Raw genomic sequence first — 16,501 nt, forward strand, 5'->3', positions numbered from 1 at the left:
GGCGCGGCTCAGCAGTGTCCGGAGAGGGCCTCGACCACCGACACCGCGTCGGACTCGTAGCGGGAGTAGTAGTCGCGGTCGGTGTTGATCTGGACCCGGTGGATGGCATGCGAACGGGGCATCGAGGGCCAGTCCGCGACCCGTGCCAGTCGCTCGTAGAACAGCGTGGCGGCGGTCGCCGGGTCCATCCGCGCTTCGGGCGGTCCCCACCATTCCTGCTGCTGGAACAGTCCGATGCTCGTCGTGCGGCTGCCGTCGGGGTTCGTGAAGCCCCGTGTCTCCCAATCGCCGTAGTCGATGTTGTGCAGGCTGCTCTCGCCCATGGCCGTCATCACCCCGAGGATCTGCCCGTCGCGGCCGAATCCGAGCGCGGTGGCCGTCTGCATGATCGTCGCGGCGTTCTCGAGCTGCTCGCCCTGCCAGCCCTCGATCCCCGCGGCGGGGAACGTGCGCGGATCATCGACGCAGACCGCGCCGGGCTTCTCGTGGGCGAGCCCCAGGGGGATCAGCACCGCGGCGAGCGCCACCGCGACGACGACGACGGACGACCAGGCGATGCGCCGCAGCAGCCGCATCCGCCGGATCCTCCGCTGCGCACGGCGGCGCGGCGACATCCGTCCGCGTCGCGAGCGGATGCGTCGAGAGGGGGTGCGTCGAGACGGCGCGCGGCGCGTCGTCGCGCCGGCCCGTGATGCTCCGCCTGACCGTGATGCTGTGCGCCGCCGCGGCGCCGGACGGCGCCCTCCCCCGGTGGCGCTCATGCGTCCAGGACTCCGCCCGCGCGTGCCCTCGCGACCGGTCGCCGTCCGATGAGAGCGGCGAGCGCGCCGCCGATCGCGCCGAACAGGTGGGCCTGCCAGGAGACGCCCTCGCGCACGCCCACGACGCCGGCGAGCATCGATCCTCCGTAGAGGCCGATCACGATGATCGCGATCACCGCATAGAGCACCCGGTGCGAGATCCGCCCCGGCGCGAACACCCGCATGATCGTGTACCCGAAGTAACCGAAGACGAGGCCCGAGGCGCCGACGGTGAGAGCCCCCGGCGTGTTCACGACCCAGGTGCCGAGGCCGCCGATCACCGCGGCGAACGCGGTCACCGCCCAGAATCTGCGCGCGCCCTCGACGGCCACGAGACAGCCGAGCACCAGCAGCGGCACGGTGTTGCCGATCAGGTGCGCCCAATCGGCGTGCAGGAGAGGTCCGACGACGATGCCGCCGAGCCCGGCCGGATCCCACGAGCGCAGGCCGAAACCGGTGAAGGATCCGGGGAGCACGGCATCGGCGGCCTGGATGATCCACATCACCGCGACCAGCAGGAGGGGCGACGCGAAACGGCCGAATGCGCGGGAGCGCGGAGAGTCGGCGGTTCTGATCACGTCTGGCCCTGTCACGTCACGATCCTGGCAGGACTGCCCCGGAGGACGCTGACAAAAAGAAAGCGGCCCTCCGCGCACCCAGCAGAGCCCGGTTACCCTTGCTGCGTTTCCGCCCTGGGGGAATTGGCCTGGATGCCGCCACGCGGAGAGCCGTAGACGAGTCTAGCCGATGCGCGCACCTCCTCTTCGACAGGCCGACCGGATCATGCGCACGCATCCGGGCGGCGGGGCTGCGGCGAGCGCCCGGAGCGGACCGGATGGGGCGCCCGTTGTGACCCCATCGCGAGGGAGCCGGGTTACGATCGGTTCACGCGCACCGCAGCGCCCACGCGAGAGGGAACGCATGCCAGAGAATCCGCCCCTGACCCCGGCCGTCGCCGACGCCGAGCAGTTCGCCGCGCAGACGACGGCGATCCTCGGTTCGGTGGGTCGGGTGATCGACGGCAAGCCCGACGCCGTGCGGAGCGCCCTCGTCTGCCTGCTCGCCCAGGGTCATCTGCTGATCGAAGACGTCCCCGGTGTCGGCAAGACCATGCTGGCGCGCGCTCTGGCGGCGAGCGTCGATGCGACCGTGCGCCGCATCCAGTTCACCCCCGACCTGCTGCCGGGAGATGTGACGGGGGTCAGCGTCTACAACCCCGTCGATCGCGAGTTCGAGTTCAAGCGCGGTGCGGTGTTCGCGCACATCGTGATCGCCGACGAGATCAACCGCTCCTCCCCCAAGACCCAGTCCGCACTGCTCGAGGCGATGGAGGAGGGACAGGTGACGGTCGACGGATCGACCCACATGCTGCCCGATCCGTTCCTCGTCGTGGCGACCCAGAACCCGCTCGAGATGGAGGGCACGTACGCGCTCCCCGAAGCGCAGCGCGACCGTTTCATGATGCGCATCTCGATGGGTTATCCGGATGCCGCCGCCGAGGCGCTGATGCTCCGCCAGCGCGACGTCGTGAACCCCCTCGCGTCGATCACCCCCGTCGCCGACGCCGCGTCGATCTCGGGTCTGATCGCGTGGGCGCGGTCGGTGCACGTCGCGCCGGCGCTCGAGGAGTACACGGTGGCCCTCGCTCAGGCGACGCGGTCCGACCCGAACCTGCATCTGGGGGCGAGCCCGCGAGCGACGCTGCAGCTGATCAGGGCCGCGAAGGTGTGGGCGGCCCTCGACGGACGCGACTTCGTGATCCCCGACGATGTCACCGCACTCCTGCTCCCGGTGTTCGCCCACCGTCTGCTCCCGGCCCGCGGGGCCCAGCGCGCCGGCGCCCAGCCCGTCGAGGCGGCGCTGCGTCAGATCGTCGAGCGGGTGCGCGTGCCCGTGGCCGCCCGCTCCTGAACACCGCCGCCATGCCTCGTCGTCGAACGCTCACGCTGCGGGGCACGGCCGCGCTCCTCGCCGGTCTCGGATGCCTGATCGCCGCCAACCTGGTCGGCGCGGCGATCCTCCTGCACGTCGGCGTGCTGTTCCTCGCCGTGACGGCGTTCGCGGTGCTCGCGGTGCGGCTGCCGCGTCGCTCCGGCTCGGTGACCCGGCAGGTCTCGACCGACCTGCTGACCGTCTCCGAGACCTCCCGCGTCACGGTGCGCATCGCGCTGCGTGCGCCGCGTGTGCCGCGAGGCCTGTGGCGCGACGTCCTGCCGGATGCGGTGACAGGCGACGCCGCGGGCGAGTACCCGCCCGAGACCGGTCAGCTCAGCTATGCGATCACGGGCATCCGCCGAGGCGTGTGGCCGGTCGGCCCCTTCGTGCTGCGGACCGTGGATCCTTTCGGACTCGCCCAGCGCGAGCAGGCCTTCGGCGAGACCCGCAGCGTGACGGTCGTCCCGGAGGTGTTCGCTCTCGCCCCGCTCGCGGTCAAGGTGGGCGCTGCCGGCGGCACGGCGCAGACCTCGTCGAGCAGGCTGGGACAGGGGAGCGACAACCTCTCGCCGCGCCGGTACATCCCCGGGGACTCGATGCGCCGCATCCACTGGCGCGCCACCGCACATCGCGGGCAGCTGATGGTGCGGCAGGAGGAGGAGGAATCGAGCCCTGACGCGCTCGTCGTCCTCGACCGCAGCGCAGCGCGGTGGGCACGGCCGGGGGCTGCGGCCGACCCGGCCTTCGAAGCAGCGGTGTCGATGTGCGCGTCGGTCGCCGTGCATCTGGAGCAGGAGGGATACGGCGTCGACGTGATCGACAGCACCGGCGTGCTTCTCGGCATCCTGCGCGGCCATGAGGACGACCGCGACGGCCTTCTCGTCTCCCTCGCGATGCTGGCTCCACGCGGAGACGCCCGCGATCTCGCGACGCTCGTCGGCGGCACGCCTCCTGGACCTCTCGTCTACATCACCGGAGAGCTGGATGAGGAGGATGCCGCGCTCCTCCGCCCCTCCGGCGCTGCCGCCCCCCTGCTGTTCGCCACGGGCGCGCTCCCCGGCACGGCAGAGGCCGCCACACGGCACGGCTGGCTGTTCGCCGAGCTCTCCGACGACATCGCCGAGGCATGGGCGGATGCCCTTCCCGAGCGCACCTCCCCCAGCCGCATCGACCCCAGCCGCACCGCCCCCAGCCGCACCGCCCCCAGCCGCATCGACCCCAGCCGCACCGCCCCGAGGGCCGCCGATGTCACGGACTGAACGCCGATCGCGGCGCTCGACCCGGCTGTCGTGGCACCGCGAGCACGAGCTCCCTGCGGGCACCGTGCTGCCGTCCGTGCTCGCGGCGGCGGCCGGGCTCGTCGCCATGTGGCCGTTCACCGCGGTCATCCAGCCGGGGCCCTGGTCGTCCACGGTCCTCCTGGTCATCGTCGCGATCGCCCTCACGGGGATGATCGTGCGCACCTCGATGCGCCGACGTCCCTCCTGGGCGCGCGATCTCACCGCGATCGGCGTGCAGGTGGCGGTCGCCGCCGGGCTCATCGTGCTGGTGGTCGCCGGCGACACCGCCGTTCTCGGGGTCATCCCCACGGAGTCGACGGTGTTCGTGTTCCAGACGCTCGCCTCCGCCGCCTGGGAGGAGATCGTCTACGGCGCAGCCCCGATCGCGGCATCGCCCGGCCTCGAGGCCATGATGGGTGCCGGCTTCGCCGTCGTCGCCGTGCTGCTCGACCAGCTCGTCGCACAGCGCGGAGCCGTGCTCGCCGGGCTTCTGACCGCCGTCATCGGATCGGTGCCGATGATCGTCACCCTCGGCGGCGTCGACATCGTGTGGTTCATCGCCCTGGCCATCGTGGTCCTCGCGCTCTTGCGCTATTCGGGCGCCCAGGACCGGGAATCCCCCCGGCGCTCGTCGGTGGCGGTCGCGATGGGCGTGGGTGTCGCGGCGCTCGTCGCGACCGTCGCGGTGGCACCCCTGCTCCCGGTGTCCGCGAGCCTGGCGGGCACCGGCGCCGGCGTCACCGTCGATGCCTCGCTGCGCCTCGGCGACGATCTGCGCCAGCCGAATCCGGTCGAGGTGCTCACGGTCGCGACCACGGCCGACACCGCGCCCTATCTCCGGCTCACGACGCTGTCCGAGTTCGACGGACGCGTGTGGGAGCCGGACCGGGGCGGCCTGCAGTCCCAGGACGAGGGGTTCGGGCCTGCGGAGTGGACCGACGACATCGAGACCACCGACAGGGCCACCTCGATCAGGGTCATCCGCATGTCGAGCGCCTGGCTGCCGGTCCCCTACCCTGCCACCGACGTGCAGGGCCTGCCCGCCTCGTGGAGGGTGAGTCCGGACAACCGCACTCTGGCCTCCCGCACCGCGGATGCCGTCGGCAGCGACTACACGGTGCGCTCGGTCGAGGTCTCTCCGTCGCTCGAGCAGATCCGAGCGATCCCCGCCGCCGACGCGGTGGCGGACCCCGATGACGATCCGTTCGAGATTCCCGAGGTCGTCAGCGAGACCGCCGCCGAGGTGACCGCCGGCGCGACCAACGACTACGACCGCCTGATCGATCTGCAGTCGTGGTTCCGCAGCGAGTTCACCTATTCCCTCGAGACGCCCGTCGACGAGGGTTTCGACGGGACGGGCGCGGATGCGGTCGAGCGGTTCCTCGACGTGAAGTCCGGGTACTGCATTCACTTCGCCGGGGCGTTCGCTCTGATGGCCGAGAGCCTCGACATGGACGTGCGCATCGTCGTGGGGTATCTGCCCGGCGCGCTCACCGACACCACGCGCGGCGAGGAGTCGGTCTATTCGGTGTCGAGCGATCAGCTGCACTCCTGGCCCGAAGTGCGGTTCCCCGGCGTCGGATGGGTGCCGTTCGAGCCGACCGCGTCGCTGGGTGTGCCGACGGCGTTCACGGCGGCGGCCACGACGGGCGGCGGTTCTGCGGAGCCCTCGACCCCTGCTCCGACGACCGCGCCGACAGCGCCGGCCAGCTCGGGACCGGACATCGAGCGTCAGGATGCCGGGGACAATTCGGGCGCGACCTCGCAGCTGCGCACGCTGGACCCCGCCCCGGTGCTGCTCACGGCGCTCGGCGTGCTGGTGGCTCTGCTGCTTCCCGCGCTGATCCGCCTCGCCGTCCGCGCCTCGCGCCGCGGGCGTGCTCGACGCGGCGATGCGGCGGCCGCGTGGGCGGAGCTGCGCGCCACCCTGCAGGATCTGCACCTGCCGCTGTCGGATGCGGAGACTCCGCGAATGCGCGGCGATGACCTGATCGGGGATGACCGGGTGGATGCCGAGGCGATGCGCACGATCGTCGCCGCGGTCGAGCGGGCGAACTATGCCCGTGCGTCCTCGCGGACGGCGGCGGATCTCGACGCCTCCCTCGGCGCAGTGCTGGCGGGCCTGCGGCACAGCGTGGACCGTACCGCTCGCGTGCGCGCCTTCCTGGTGCCGAGGTCTCTGTTCGTCGGCGGCCGTGTCGACCCGGCGCTGCTGACGCCCTGACCGGGTCCGATCAGGCGGCGTGGCGTTCGCAGCGCACGGAGTCGCAGTCCTCGCAGACGACGAACTGGGTGCGGCACGACGGGTCGGGGCAGTTGGCCGTGCGCTTGGTGGCGGTCCCGCATCCGACGCACTCGCCGATGACGGCGGCGTGCGGCGAGAAGTCCACCGACCCGCGTTTGTCGAAGACGTAGAGCGAGCCGTCCCACAGTCCGTCGTCGCCGTACTGCTCCCCGTAGCGGACGATGCCGCCCTCGAGCTGGTACACCTCTCCGAAGCCTCGCGCGGTCATCAGACTCGAGAGCACCTCGCAGCGGATGCCGCCCGTGCAGTAGGTGACGACCGGCTTGCCCTTGAGGTCGTCGTACGCACCCGAGTCGAGCAGCTGGACGAAGTCGCGGGTGGTCTCGGTGTCAGGCACCACGGCCCCGCGGAAGCGTCCGATCTGCGCCTCCAGCGCGTTGCGTCCGTCGAAGAAGACGACGTCGTCTCCGCGGCGCTCGACCAGCTCGTGCAGGGCCTCCGGGCTGAGGCGTGCACCGCCGCCCACGACGCCGTGCTCGTCGACCCGCAGCTCGCCCGGCGCGCCGAACGAGACGATCTCGTCGCGCACCTTGACGCTGAGCTTCGGGAAGTCGATGCTGCGCCCGTCGGCGTCGACCCCGGTGCCGTCGCTCCACTTGATGTCGGTGTCGGCGAACGGCGCATACGAGCGGAACGACCGCGCCCAGCGCTTGAGCACGCGCACATCACCGCCGAGGGTGCCGTTGACCCCGTCCTTCGATATCAGCAGCCGCCCGCGCAGGCCCAGTGCCTCTCCGAGGTCTCGCTGCCACACCCGGATCGCCTCGGGGTCGGCGATCGGGGTGAAGACGTAGAAGAGCACGATCTTGGGGGTTGCCACCCAGAGATCCTACGTCGTGCGCAGCGGAGCCCTGGCACCGAGCAGCCTGCCGACATGGCGGTGCACGGCCGGCACCAGTGCGACGTTCTCGCCCGCGTCTGCACGGGCGAGCAACCTGGTCATCACGTACAGCTGCGAGACGACACCGCCGTCGGACTCGAGGTCGGCGCGGAAGAGGCGGGAGATCCGTTCGGCGATGCGCGGCACACCGAGCGAATGGCCCAGCAGGAACGCCGCGTCGTACCCCCGAGGTGCGAGCCCCCACGCCTCCCAGTCGGCGATGGCGAACGGATCGCAGTGCAGGTTGTTCCAGTGCAGGTCTCCGTGGCCTGGCACCCATGCGCTCGGGTCCACGTCGAGATCGATGCCGAAGAACACCGAGATGCGGCGCTGCACGGTCTCGGGGTCGAGCACCCTGCGCTCCGTCGTCGCCCGCGACACCGTGCCGAGGCTCTGGACGAGAGCATCCCACCAGGAGTCGCCCAGTCTGGGCACCCGTTCGAGTACGGCCGACGAGGCGCAGGCCCGGCCCGGCAGCAGGCTCATGAGCTCTGCCCGGTAGACGAGGGAGGTGTCTTCCCAGGCGCGCACGTCGAGCACCCGGGGCTTGGGGATGCCGACGAGCGTCGACGCGTCGAGATTGCCCGTCCACCAGTCGCCGCCCGCCTGAGCGCGACGGGAGCGGACCACGCGCAGCCACACCTGCGCCCCGGCGTGCTCGACGACCGACCCGATGGAGCGGTCCCGCCACCCGAATCTGACGCGACCGAGGCCGCGCGCCCCCATCTCTGCGAGGGCTCGCGCATGCGCCGCCCGCATGGCGGTGCGCACAGAGGTGCTGATCAGGGGTGCCGAATCGACGGTCGTCATCGAGATCCTTCCACGAGCGGACACGTTCGCTTGACAGCATAACGTCCTCATTCGAGGATAGGAACCGCGGGCTCCGGGTGCAACGGCTCGCACGATCGCATTCCGGTACATCCGAGTCGCGGCCCGCGTGCAGGCGCCCGCCCCTCCGCGCCTGGTCACGCGCAGTCCGCCCGATCGGATAGACTGTTCAGGTTGTTCCTGGTGACGTGTCCGAGCGGCCGAAGGAGCACGCTTGGAAAGCGTGTGTTGTGCAAGCAACCGCGGGTTCGAATCCCGCCGTCACCGCCAAAAAGATCAAGGGTCTCCGCGCCAGCGGGGGCCCTTGATCTTTTTATCGAGCGCTGGGATTCGGGGAGAACCGAGCGCCAGCGAGGATCGGAGTCCCGCCGTCACCGCCACCCCCGCTTCACCATCCCGCCGCCACCACCATCCCCCCGCGACCTCCGCGGGTGGACGACGTCGGGTCAGAAGCGCACGCCGTAGCTCTGACCGCCGGGCTCCGCGGGCAGCGGTGTCATGCCGAGGCGCTCGTAGAACGCCGCCGCGCCGGTGTTTTTCGGGTCCATGCCCAGGTGCAGTCCGCGCACTCCGCGACGGGTGAGCTCGTCGAACAGGGTCTGGATCAGCTGTCGACCGAGTCCCTGACCCTGCGTCTCGGGCAGCAGGTCGATGTGCAGGTGGGCGGGGTACTCCGCGGAGTGCGGGTCGCGTCCGGGAGCCTGCGTGTAGCCGTGCTCGACCATGCGCTCTTCGCGCGTCGTCGGCGTCTCGGCGCGCGGGTACCGCGTCTGCAGGGTCGGCCACCACTCGTCGCGGAACCAGGTCGCGAACGCCTCGGTGTCGTCGGTCGCGACGATGTACCCGATCGCCCGGCCGTCGTCGGCCTCGACCACCCACGCGAGATCGGGATGCCGCTGCGCGTACGGCACGGCGAAGAGGTCACCCCACAGCGCATCATCCGAGAAGATGCCCGTGGCATCGGCGCCGGCATCCGCGGTCCTCGTGCAGATGTCGTACAGTGCGGCACGGTCGGACGAACGGTACGGACGGATGCGGGACACGACGGCTCCTCGATGAGATGGGGTGTGCGCTCAGCCTATCGGCGCGGGCTCGGGGTTCCGGGGCGAGCCCTTCCCCTTCCGCACCCATGGGAGGAGCAGGGCGCCCAGCACCAGGACGACACCGGCGCCGAGCAGCGCTCCGCCCAGCGTGTCGGTCGCCCAGTGCACCGACAGCAGCGTGCGCGAGATCGCCATCAGCACGATCCAGGCGATGCCGAGGATCGCCGTCCAGAGACGCGGGAACACCAGCCAGAGCACCACGGCGATCGTCGCCGCGTTCGCGGTGTGCCCCGATGGGAAGGACCCGAAGTCGCTCGCCACGATCATGTCCTCCGGGCGCGCGCGACCGAAGAGCTGCTTGAGCAGCTGCACGGCACCCGCGCTCGCCAGGAAGGCGATGGCGGCGAAGACGGCCGCCTGCCATCGCCGCGCGATGAGCAGCGCGAGGATCACGAGCAGCGGCACGACGAGGATCGCCACCCAGCCGCCGCCGATGTGATCGAGGGTCAGGGCGAACGACAGCATCCAGTCGGCGCGGTTCTCGACGACCTCGCGGTTCCACCAGGTGTCGAACCCCGGCGGCTCGGTGTATCCGAAGACGATGGCCGCCCCGAGGAGCGTCGCCGCGACGAGCATCCCGATTCCCCACCACAGCAGCGCACGTGTTCTCATCCGACCATTCTGCCGGTCGGAGGCTGGGCGTTCGGGATCCCGGGATCCCGGGATCCCCGCGTCGTCAGGGGGCGAGCATCCCCACGGTGCGCGGACGCACGATCAGCCACAGCGACAGCACGCCGATCGCCGCGCAGCCGACCATGACCGAGGCCATCGTGGTGGCGGTGATCGCCGCCCCCTGCGAGATCCACCCCACGATCGGGGAGATGAGTCCCGCGACGCCGAAGTTGGTGGCCCCGATCACCGAGGCCGCGGTGCCCGCCGCCTTGCCGTGCCGGTCGAGGGCCAGCACCTGGACGTTCGGGAAGGTGAACCCGCAGGCCGTCATGAAGATGAAGAGAGGGATGACGGTGCCCCAGAGCCCGAGTCCGAGCTGGTCGGTGACGATGATCGCGGCGCCCGCGAGCAACAGCACGGCGGTCGAGTACGCCATCACCCACTGCGGACCGAACCTCGCGGCGAGCCGCGACGCGGTCTGCACACCGGCGACGACGCCCAGCGAGTTCACCGCGAACAGGAGCCCGTACTGCTGCGCATCGAGACCGTGCGTCTGCTGGAACAGGAACGGCGACGCGGACAGATACGAGAACAGGCCGGAGAAGGTCATCCCGCCGATGATCAGCACGCCGATGAAGACGCGGTCGGAGAAGACCGAGCGGTAGCGCTGCAGCACCGTGGCGCCGCCCTTCTCCTGACGCCGGGCGGCCGGAAGGGTCTCGGGCACGAACAGCGCCGTCGAGACGAGCATCACCACACCGTAGAGCGCGAGCACGACGAAGATCCCGCGCCAGGGCATGAGTGTGAGCAGCCACGAGCCGATCAGCGGCGCGGCGACCGGGGCGACCCCCGAGACGAGGGCGAGCCGCGAGAGCATCACGACCAGACGACGCCCGCCGAACAGGTCGCGCACGATCGCCATGGCGACGACGCCGCCGGCCGCCGCCCCCACGCCCATCAGCACGCGGGCGCCGCTGAGCAGCGGAAGAGTGGGGGCGTAGGCGGCTGCGGCGCTCGCGAGCACGTGCAGCGCCGTCACGGCGATCAGCGGTACCCGCCGCCCGACCTTGTCGCTCAGCGGTCCGACCACGAGCTGTCCGAGTGCGAAGCCGATCATCGTCCCGGTGAGGGTGAGCTGGATCGCCGCCGCGGTCGTCTCGAAGTCCTGCTCGAGCACCGGGAACGCCGGCAGATACAGGTCGATCGTGAACGGGCCGAGCGCGGTGAGTGCTCCGAGCAGAACGATGTACAGCGCGCGGCGACCGTTCGAGAGGGAGTCGCCGGGGTGCAGCATGATCGGCGCGGTGGCGGGGTTGGAGCCGAGCGTGCGGATCGCACCGGTGGCGGAGGGGACGCGGATGCTGCCGGTCGCCGTCCGCTCGGTGTCGGGCGTCGTGGGAATGGAGTCTGTGCGTGGAGCGTCGGGCACGACGGTCCTTCCGGGATCTGGAGGGGAGGGGATCGAGTCGCGGGACGGTCGGATCGTCGAGGAATCTCGAAACGATTCGATCCGGGCGAGCCTCCATGCTACCTCCCCGCTCGCGCCCACCCGCATGCGGAGAGGACGGATGCGGGGTGAGAACCGCGGTCCTCACCCCCGCATCCGTCCTCGGGACAGGCGGGCCGTGCGTCCGATCTCAGAGTCGGGCGAGCCCCTGTTCGAGGTCGGCGATGAGGTCGTCGACGCCCTCGATCCCCACCGACAGCCGGACGACGTTCTCGGGCACGGCGAGGGCCGTGCCGCGCACCGAGGCGTGCGTCATGTCCGGCGGGTAGCCGATCAGCGATTCGACCCCGCCGAGCGACTCCGCGAGCTGGAAGAGCTCGGTCGACTCGGCGAACGCCCTCGCCGCGCCGGCCCCGGCCGAGAGGCCGAGTGAGAGCATCCCGCCGAACCCGCTCATCTGCGCTGCGGCGATGTCGTGGCCGGGGTGCGAGGCGAGCCCCGGGTAGTAGACGGTGGCGAACTCGGGGCGCCCTGCCGCCCATTCGGCGATCGCCTGCGCGTTCTCGGAGTGCTGTCGCACGCGCACCGCGAGCGTCTTGATGCCGCGCGTCGTGAGCCAGGCGTCGAAGGGCGCAGACACCGCGCCGACGGCGAACTGCTGGAACTTGACCTGCTCGATGAAGCGGTCGTCGCCGAACACCACCGCGCCGCCGAGGACGTCCGAGTGTCCGCCGAGGTACTTCGTCGTGGAGTGCACGACGAGGTCCGCCCCCAGCGAGAGCGGCTGCTGCAGCGCCGGCGAGGCGAAGGTGTTGTCGACGACGACGATCGCTCCTGCCGCGTGCACGATCTCGGCGACCGCCGCGATGTCGACGATCTTGAGCAGCGGGTTGCTCGGGGTCTCGACCCAGACGATCCTCGTCTCCGGGCGGATGGCCGCACGCAGCTGATCGGCGTCGGACATCTCCACCGTCGTCGTCTCGACGCCCCAGCTCGCGAACACCCGCGCGAACAGGCGGTACGTGCCGCCGTAGACGTCGTTGCCGAGAACGACGTGATCCCCCGGCTTCAGGATGCCGCGCAGCAGCGCGTCTTCGGCCGAGAGCCCGGATGCGAACGACAGCGCGGCCGATCCGCCTTCGAGGGCTGCGAGCTGCGTCTCCAGCGACGAGCGCGTGGGGTTGCCCGCGCGGTTGTACTCGTAGCCGTCTCGGAACCCGCCGATGCCGTCCTGAACATGGGTGGAGGCCTGGTAGATGGGCGGGATGATCGACCCCGTGGTGGGATCGGGCGCCTGACCTGCGTGGATGGCTCGGGTGGCGAAGGCATGCTCTGACATGCCCTCCACCCTACGTCCGGCCAGGCGACGGCATCCGTCCCTGTTACGCCCGGGGTCGCCCGCCGCTCACCGCGAGATGTAGGCGAGCAGATCCTGGCGGGTGAGCACCGTGTGCGGCTTGCCGTCGGCCGTGACCAGCAGGGCGTCGACGTCGGCGAGCGCGGCACGCGCCTGCGCGAGCGGTGCGTGGATGCCGATGAGCGGCAGTCTCTCCCCCGCGTGCTGCCCCACCGCGTCGGCCGGTTTCGCGTCTCCGCGGAACAGCAGGTCGAGCAGCCCCTTCTCATCGACCGTGCCGACGACCTCGCCCATCATCACCGGAGGCTCGGCGCTCAGCACGACGAGCTGTGACACGTCGTACTCGGTCATCATCCCGATCGCCTCGAGCACGGTGTCGGTGGGGTGCGCGTGCACGAGATCGGGGATCCCTGCACCGTGCCGCGACGAACGGGTCGCCAGCACGTCGGCGACGGTCTCGCCCTCCTCCACCTCGCTGAAGCCGTAGGACCGCATCCAGCCGTCGTTGAAGATCTTGCCGAGGTAGCCGCGCCCGCCGTCGGGCAGCAGCACCACCATGATCGCGTCGGCGGGCAGCTCGCGCGCGATACGCAGCGCCCCGACGACGGCCATGCCGCTGGATCCTCCGACGAGGATGCCCTCTTCGCGGGCGAGTCGCCGGGTCATCGCGAACGACTCGGCGTCGCCGACCGCGACGATCTCATGCGGCACGCGCGGGTCATAGGCGCCCGGCCAGATGTCCTCCCCCACGCCCTCGACCAGGTACGGACGGCCCGTCCCTCCGCTGTACACGCTGCCCTCGGGGTCGATGCCGACGATGCGCACGCGGTCGTCCGACACCTCGCGCAGGTAGCGGCCGGTGCCGGTGATGGTGCCTCCGGTGCCGACGCCGGCGACGAAGTGGGTGATCCGCCCGTCGGTGTCGCGCCAGATCTCGGGACCCGTGGTCTCGTAGTGGCTGCGGGGGCCGTTCGGGTTCTCGTACTGGTTGGGCTTGAAGGCACCGGGGATCTCGCGGGCGAGTCGATCGCTCACGCTGTAGTAGGACTCGGGGCTGTCGGCGGCGACCGACGTGGGGGTGACGACGACCTGCGCACCGTAGGCGCGCAGGACATCGATCTTGTCGTCGCCGACCTTGTCGGGCAGCACGAACACGCAGGTGTAGCCGCGCTGCTGCGCCACGAGGGCGAGGCCCACGCCGGTGTTTCCGCTCGTCGGCTCGACGATCGTGCCGCCGGGCTTCAGCTCGCCCGAGGCCTCGGCCGCGTCGATGATCCGCGAGGCGATGCGGTCCTTCGCCGAGCCACCCGGATTCAGGTACTCGAGCTTCACGAGCACCGTGCACGCGATTCCCTCTGTGACGTGCTGCAGCTTCACGAGCGGGGTGTCGCCGACGAGGTCGACGATCGAATCTGCGTACTTCATGTTCACAGCGTAGAACGGCGGATGCCGCGGCGCCGGAGTGTTGCGCACCGCGGCATCCGCCGTTCTCGGTCCCGACCCTGTCGAAGGGTCGCTGTCGAAGGATCAGCCCTTCGTCGCACCTGCCAGGAGGCCGCGCACGAAGAAGCGCTGGAGGGCGAAGAACACGATCAGCGGGACGATGATCGAGATGAAGGTACCCGCCGATTGCAGGAACCACTTGTTCCCCCACGTGCCGGACAACGAGTTCAGCGCCTGTGTGATCGGAAGAGCACCCGGAGACGCGAAGATCGTCGCCACCAGCAGATCGTTCCAGACCCACAGGAACTGGAAGATGCCGAACGAGGCGATGGCCGGCATGGCCAGCGGCAGGATGATCCGGAAGAACACCTGCCCGTGGCCCGCACCGTCGACGCGTGCCGCCTCGATGATGTCCCCCGGGATCTCGGAGATGAAGTTGTGGAGCATGAACGTCGCGAGCGGCAGCGCGAAGATCGCGTGTGCGATCCAGACGCGGGCGAAGCTGTACTGCACGTCGTTCAGCCCGAAACCGGGGAAGATCGGGACATCGTTGATGACCAGGCCGTCGGAGAACAGGCTCAGCAGGGGTACGAGGGCCATCTGCAGCGGGACGATCTGCAGGGCGAAGACGAACACGAACAGCATGCTGCGGCCCTTGAAGTCGATCCACGCGAACGCGTACGCCGCGAGCGCCGCGAGCACGATCGGGAAGACCGTGGCGGGGATCGTGATGGCGAGCGAGTTCACGAACGCCGCCGCGAGGGTGGTCGAGGTGCCGCCGGAGTTCAAAGCCTGCACGTAGTTGTCGAGCGTGAACTCCGGATCCGTGAAGGCGGTCCACCATCCGGACGACTGCGTGTCGGCACCGGGACGGAACGAGGTCACGAAGAGACCGAAGGTCGGGATCGTCCAGAAGACGGCGATGATCGCGGCCGCGATCGTCGCCCCCTTCGAGGTCAGCTTCTTGTGGGCGATCGCCTCGTTGCGGCGGGTGTCGCGCTCGACCTGTCGCTTCGTGCGGTTGTCGGGTGTGACGACCATCTGTGTGGCGCTCATCAGCGGATCTCCCTCTGCTTGGCCATCGCGCGGGCGTTGTAGACGATAAGTGGCAGCACGAACAGGAACAGCACCACGGCGAGCGCTGAGGAGTGTCCGTAACTCTGGAACCGCTGCTGCTGGTTGACCATCTCGAAGCCGAGCACGCTCGTCTCGTCGCGGCCACCGGTCATGACGGCGACGATGTCGTAGACCTTCAGGGAGGCGATGGTGATCGTGGTCAGGACGACGATCAGGGATGACCGGATGCCGGGCACCGTGACGTTGCGGAAGCGCTGCCACGCGTTCGTGCCGTCGAGTTCGGCGGCCTCCATCTGCTCGATCGGCACGGCCTTGATCGCGGCGGAGAGGATCACCATCGCGAAACCGGTCTGCGTCCAGATGAAGACGACCAGCAGCATCAGGGTGTTCACGATCGGCTTGATCGCGAGCCACTGCACGGGATCGGCGCCGAACGACGTGAGGATCGCGTTGAGCAGACCCACCTGGTCGCCCTGACGTGCGTCGTACATGAACTTCCAGATGATGCCCGCGCCGACGAAGGAGATCGCGACGGGCATGAACACCAGCACCTTGAGGAACTTCTCTCCTCGGGCCCGGTCGATGAAGACCGCGTAGGCGAGTCCGATCACCACGGAGATCGTCGGGGCGAGGAGCGCCCAGAGGATCGTGTTGATGACCGACGAGGTGCCGACCGGGTTCGTGAAGACCCAGTAGTAGTTCTCGAGTCCGACGAACTCGGCGCCGGTCTTGTCGAAGAAGGACTTGAAGATCGTCGAGATCGCCGGGTAGATCAGGCCGAGGATCAGCATGATCGAGGCCGGTGCCATGAACAGGGCGAGCTGGAACAGATAGCCGGCGCCCTGGCGGGACCGGTAGTCGGCGAAGAACAGCAGAGCGCCGACGAGCAGCGCGATCGCGACGACGTAGAGCACCGCGTTCGCGTAGGGGCGCAGCAGCAGGAACGCGAGCACCGGGATGACCAGGCAGGCGGCCAGACGCAGGATGAAGTACCCGCGGCCCGGGCGCGGGGCGTACTCGATGAGGACCAGGATGATCCCCACGACCGCGCCGAAGACGAGAAGGATGAGGGGTATCTGCATCAGCGGGTGCAACCCGCCGAGGAAGAGGAAGAAGCTGTTGAGCGAGAACCCGATGGTGACGCGAGCGGATTCTTCGGTGGGTGTGGTGAAGACGAGCAGGAGCGCCAGCGCGACGAGCAGCACGAACCCGACGACGACGACCGTCCGAGTGATCGTCCGTCCCTTCGGATCGGCGCCGTGGGTCGTCACGGGAGGAGCGTCGGCCTTGACAGGCGGTTCGACGGTCACTTGCGACATGGAGTTCCCCTTCTGGACACAGCTGCGTGCCGGAGTGGTAAGTGCGGGAGGGAAACGGGGCCGGGCATGAAGCCCGACCCCGTTCGATGCAGCTCGGCTCAGCTCACGCCGGGCC

14 protein-coding genes, 1 tRNA gene and 1 other RNA gene are annotated in these 16,501 nt (G+C 70.0%); 4 read left to right on the forward strand and 12 right to left on the reverse strand.

From position 1 onward, the window contains the following. Nucleotides 1-8: 8 nt before the first annotated feature. From DXT68_RS12760 to ffs, 3 genes are all read right to left on the reverse strand, one after another. Entirely contained in the window at nucleotides 9-575 is a 567-nt protein-coding gene (locus DXT68_RS12760; protein WP_045254262.1) for a hypothetical protein, read from the reverse strand. A gap of 182 nt (nucleotides 576-757) precedes the next feature. Next, complete coding sequence (locus tag DXT68_RS12765; protein ID WP_244268189.1) at nucleotides 758-1,393, reverse strand: rhomboid family intramembrane serine protease; 636 nt, start codon at nucleotides 1,391-1,393, stop codon at nucleotides 758-760. Nucleotides 1,394-1,436: 43 nt separating this feature from the next. Beyond that, nucleotides 1,437-1,533: signal recognition particle sRNA small type (gene ffs, locus DXT68_RS12770), an RNA gene on the reverse strand. Nucleotides 1,534-1,721: 188 nt separating this feature from the next. On the opposite strand from ffs, the gene DXT68_RS12775 reads away from it, so the two are divergent. The 3 genes from DXT68_RS12775 to DXT68_RS12785 are packed head-to-tail and all read left to right on the forward strand — an operon-like array spanning nucleotide 1,722 to nucleotide 6,239. Beyond that, on the forward strand, nucleotides 1,722-2,711 hold the full coding sequence (locus tag DXT68_RS12775; protein ID WP_045254260.1) for an AAA family ATPase: 990 nt from the start codon (nucleotides 1,722-1,724) through the stop codon (nucleotides 2,709-2,711). A gap of 11 nt (nucleotides 2,712-2,722) precedes the next feature. Further along, the gene (locus DXT68_RS12780) at nucleotides 2,723-3,994 is read left to right on the forward strand and encodes a DUF58 domain-containing protein (RefSeq protein WP_115760503.1); all 1,272 of its coding nucleotides are present in this window, start codon (nucleotides 2,723-2,725) and stop codon (nucleotides 3,992-3,994) included. Beyond that, on the forward strand, nucleotides 3,981-6,239 hold the full coding sequence (locus DXT68_RS12785) for a transglutaminase TgpA family protein (RefSeq protein WP_052677729.1): 2,259 nt from the start codon (nucleotides 3,981-3,983) through the stop codon (nucleotides 6,237-6,239). Before DXT68_RS12780 ends, DXT68_RS12785 begins: the two co-directional genes overlap by 14 nt. Before the next feature lie 10 nt (nucleotides 6,240-6,249). Here the strand turns inward: DXT68_RS12785 and trhO are convergent, their stop codons facing one another. Together trhO and DXT68_RS12795 are read right to left on the reverse strand one after the other, a co-directional pair. Then, nucleotides 6,250-7,140 (reverse strand): oxygen-dependent tRNA uridine(34) hydroxylase TrhO, encoded by an 891-nt coding sequence (trhO, locus tag DXT68_RS12790; protein WP_045254258.1) that lies wholly within the window; start codon nucleotides 7,138-7,140, stop codon nucleotides 6,250-6,252. 9 nt (nucleotides 7,141-7,149) lie between these two features. Beyond that, nucleotides 7,150-8,010: an aminoglycoside phosphotransferase family protein gene (locus DXT68_RS12795; RefSeq protein WP_045254257.1), complete on the reverse strand. Its 861-nt coding sequence runs from the start codon at nucleotides 8,008-8,010 to the stop codon at nucleotides 7,150-7,152. Nucleotides 8,011-8,210: 200 nt separating this feature from the next. Between DXT68_RS12795 and DXT68_RS12800 the strand changes: the two genes are divergently transcribed. Then, nucleotides 8,211-8,298 (forward strand) — tRNA-Ser (locus tag DXT68_RS12800). Between the two features lie 176 nt (nucleotides 8,299-8,474). Here DXT68_RS12800 and DXT68_RS12805 read toward each other — a convergent pair. The 7 genes from DXT68_RS12805 to DXT68_RS12835 all read right to left on the reverse strand — a co-directional run bounded on the left by DXT68_RS12805 (nucleotide 8,475) and on the right by DXT68_RS12835 (nucleotide 16,386). Continuing rightward, nucleotides 8,475-9,071, reverse strand: a complete 597-nt coding sequence (locus DXT68_RS12805; protein WP_045254256.1) for a GNAT family N-acetyltransferase — start codon at nucleotides 9,069-9,071, stop codon at nucleotides 8,475-8,477. Between the two features lie 30 nt (nucleotides 9,072-9,101). Next, nucleotides 9,102-9,743, reverse strand: a complete 642-nt coding sequence (locus DXT68_RS12810; protein ID WP_045254255.1) for a phosphatase PAP2 family protein — start codon at nucleotides 9,741-9,743, stop codon at nucleotides 9,102-9,104. Between the two features lie 64 nt (nucleotides 9,744-9,807). Next, on the reverse strand, nucleotides 9,808-11,172 hold the full coding sequence (locus DXT68_RS12815) for a multidrug effflux MFS transporter (protein WP_373372449.1): 1,365 nt from the start codon (nucleotides 11,170-11,172) through the stop codon (nucleotides 9,808-9,810). A 208-nt stretch (nucleotides 11,173-11,380) separates the two neighbouring features. Beyond that, nucleotides 11,381-12,529: a cystathionine gamma-synthase gene (locus DXT68_RS12820; RefSeq protein WP_045254254.1), complete on the reverse strand. Its 1,149-nt coding sequence runs from the start codon at nucleotides 12,527-12,529 to the stop codon at nucleotides 11,381-11,383. Between the two features lie 66 nt (nucleotides 12,530-12,595). Further along, on the reverse strand, nucleotides 12,596-13,972 hold the full coding sequence (locus DXT68_RS12825; RefSeq protein ID WP_045254346.1) for a cystathionine beta-synthase: 1,377 nt from the start codon (nucleotides 13,970-13,972) through the stop codon (nucleotides 12,596-12,598). A 102-nt stretch (nucleotides 13,973-14,074) separates the two neighbouring features. Beyond that, entirely contained in the window at nucleotides 14,075-15,046 is a 972-nt protein-coding gene (locus DXT68_RS12830; RefSeq protein WP_045254253.1) for a carbohydrate ABC transporter permease, read from the reverse strand. Continuing rightward, a complete protein-coding gene (locus tag DXT68_RS12835) occupies nucleotides 15,046-16,386 on the reverse strand; it encodes a carbohydrate ABC transporter permease (protein ID WP_045254252.1) in 1,341 nt (446 codons plus the stop codon). Before DXT68_RS12835 ends, DXT68_RS12830 begins: the two co-directional genes overlap by 1 nt. Nucleotides 16,387-16,501 lie beyond the last annotated feature (115 nt).

This window comes from Microbacterium foliorum, from assembly GCF_003367705.1.
Taxonomy (GTDB): domain Bacteria; phylum Actinomycetota; class Actinomycetes; order Actinomycetales; family Microbacteriaceae; genus Microbacterium; species Microbacterium foliorum.

Coding starts and splice junctions, on each gene's coding strand:
- DXT68_RS12780 (WP_115760503.1), top strand. CDS start 2,723: ATGCCTCGTCGTCGAACGCTCACGCTGCGGGGCACGGCCGCGCTCCTC.
- DXT68_RS12820 (WP_045254254.1), bottom strand. CDS start 12,529: ATGTCAGAGCATGCCTTCGCCACCCGAGCCATCCACGCAGGTCAGGCG.
- DXT68_RS12830 (WP_045254253.1), bottom strand. CDS start 15,046: ATGAGCGCCACACAGATGGTCGTCACACCCGACAACCGCACGAAGCGA.
- DXT68_RS12825 (WP_045254346.1), bottom strand. CDS start 13,972: ATGAAGTACGCAGATTCGATCGTCGACCTCGTCGGCGACACCCCGCTC.
- DXT68_RS12810 (WP_045254255.1), bottom strand. CDS start 9,743: ATGAGAACACGTGCGCTGCTGTGGTGGGGAATCGGGATGCTCGTCGCG.
- DXT68_RS12775 (WP_045254260.1), top strand. CDS start 1,722: ATGCCAGAGAATCCGCCCCTGACCCCGGCCGTCGCCGACGCCGAGCAG.
- DXT68_RS12795 (WP_045254257.1), bottom strand. CDS start 8,010: ATGACGACCGTCGATTCGGCACCCCTGATCAGCACCTCTGTGCGCACC.
- DXT68_RS12785 (WP_052677729.1), top strand. CDS start 3,981: ATGTCACGGACTGAACGCCGATCGCGGCGCTCGACCCGGCTGTCGTGG.
- DXT68_RS12835 (WP_045254252.1), bottom strand. CDS start 16,386: ATGTCGCAAGTGACCGTCGAACCGCCTGTCAAGGCCGACGCTCCTCCC.
- DXT68_RS12760 (WP_045254262.1), bottom strand. CDS start 575: ATGCGGCTGCTGCGGCGCATCGCCTGGTCGTCCGTCGTCGTCGTCGCG.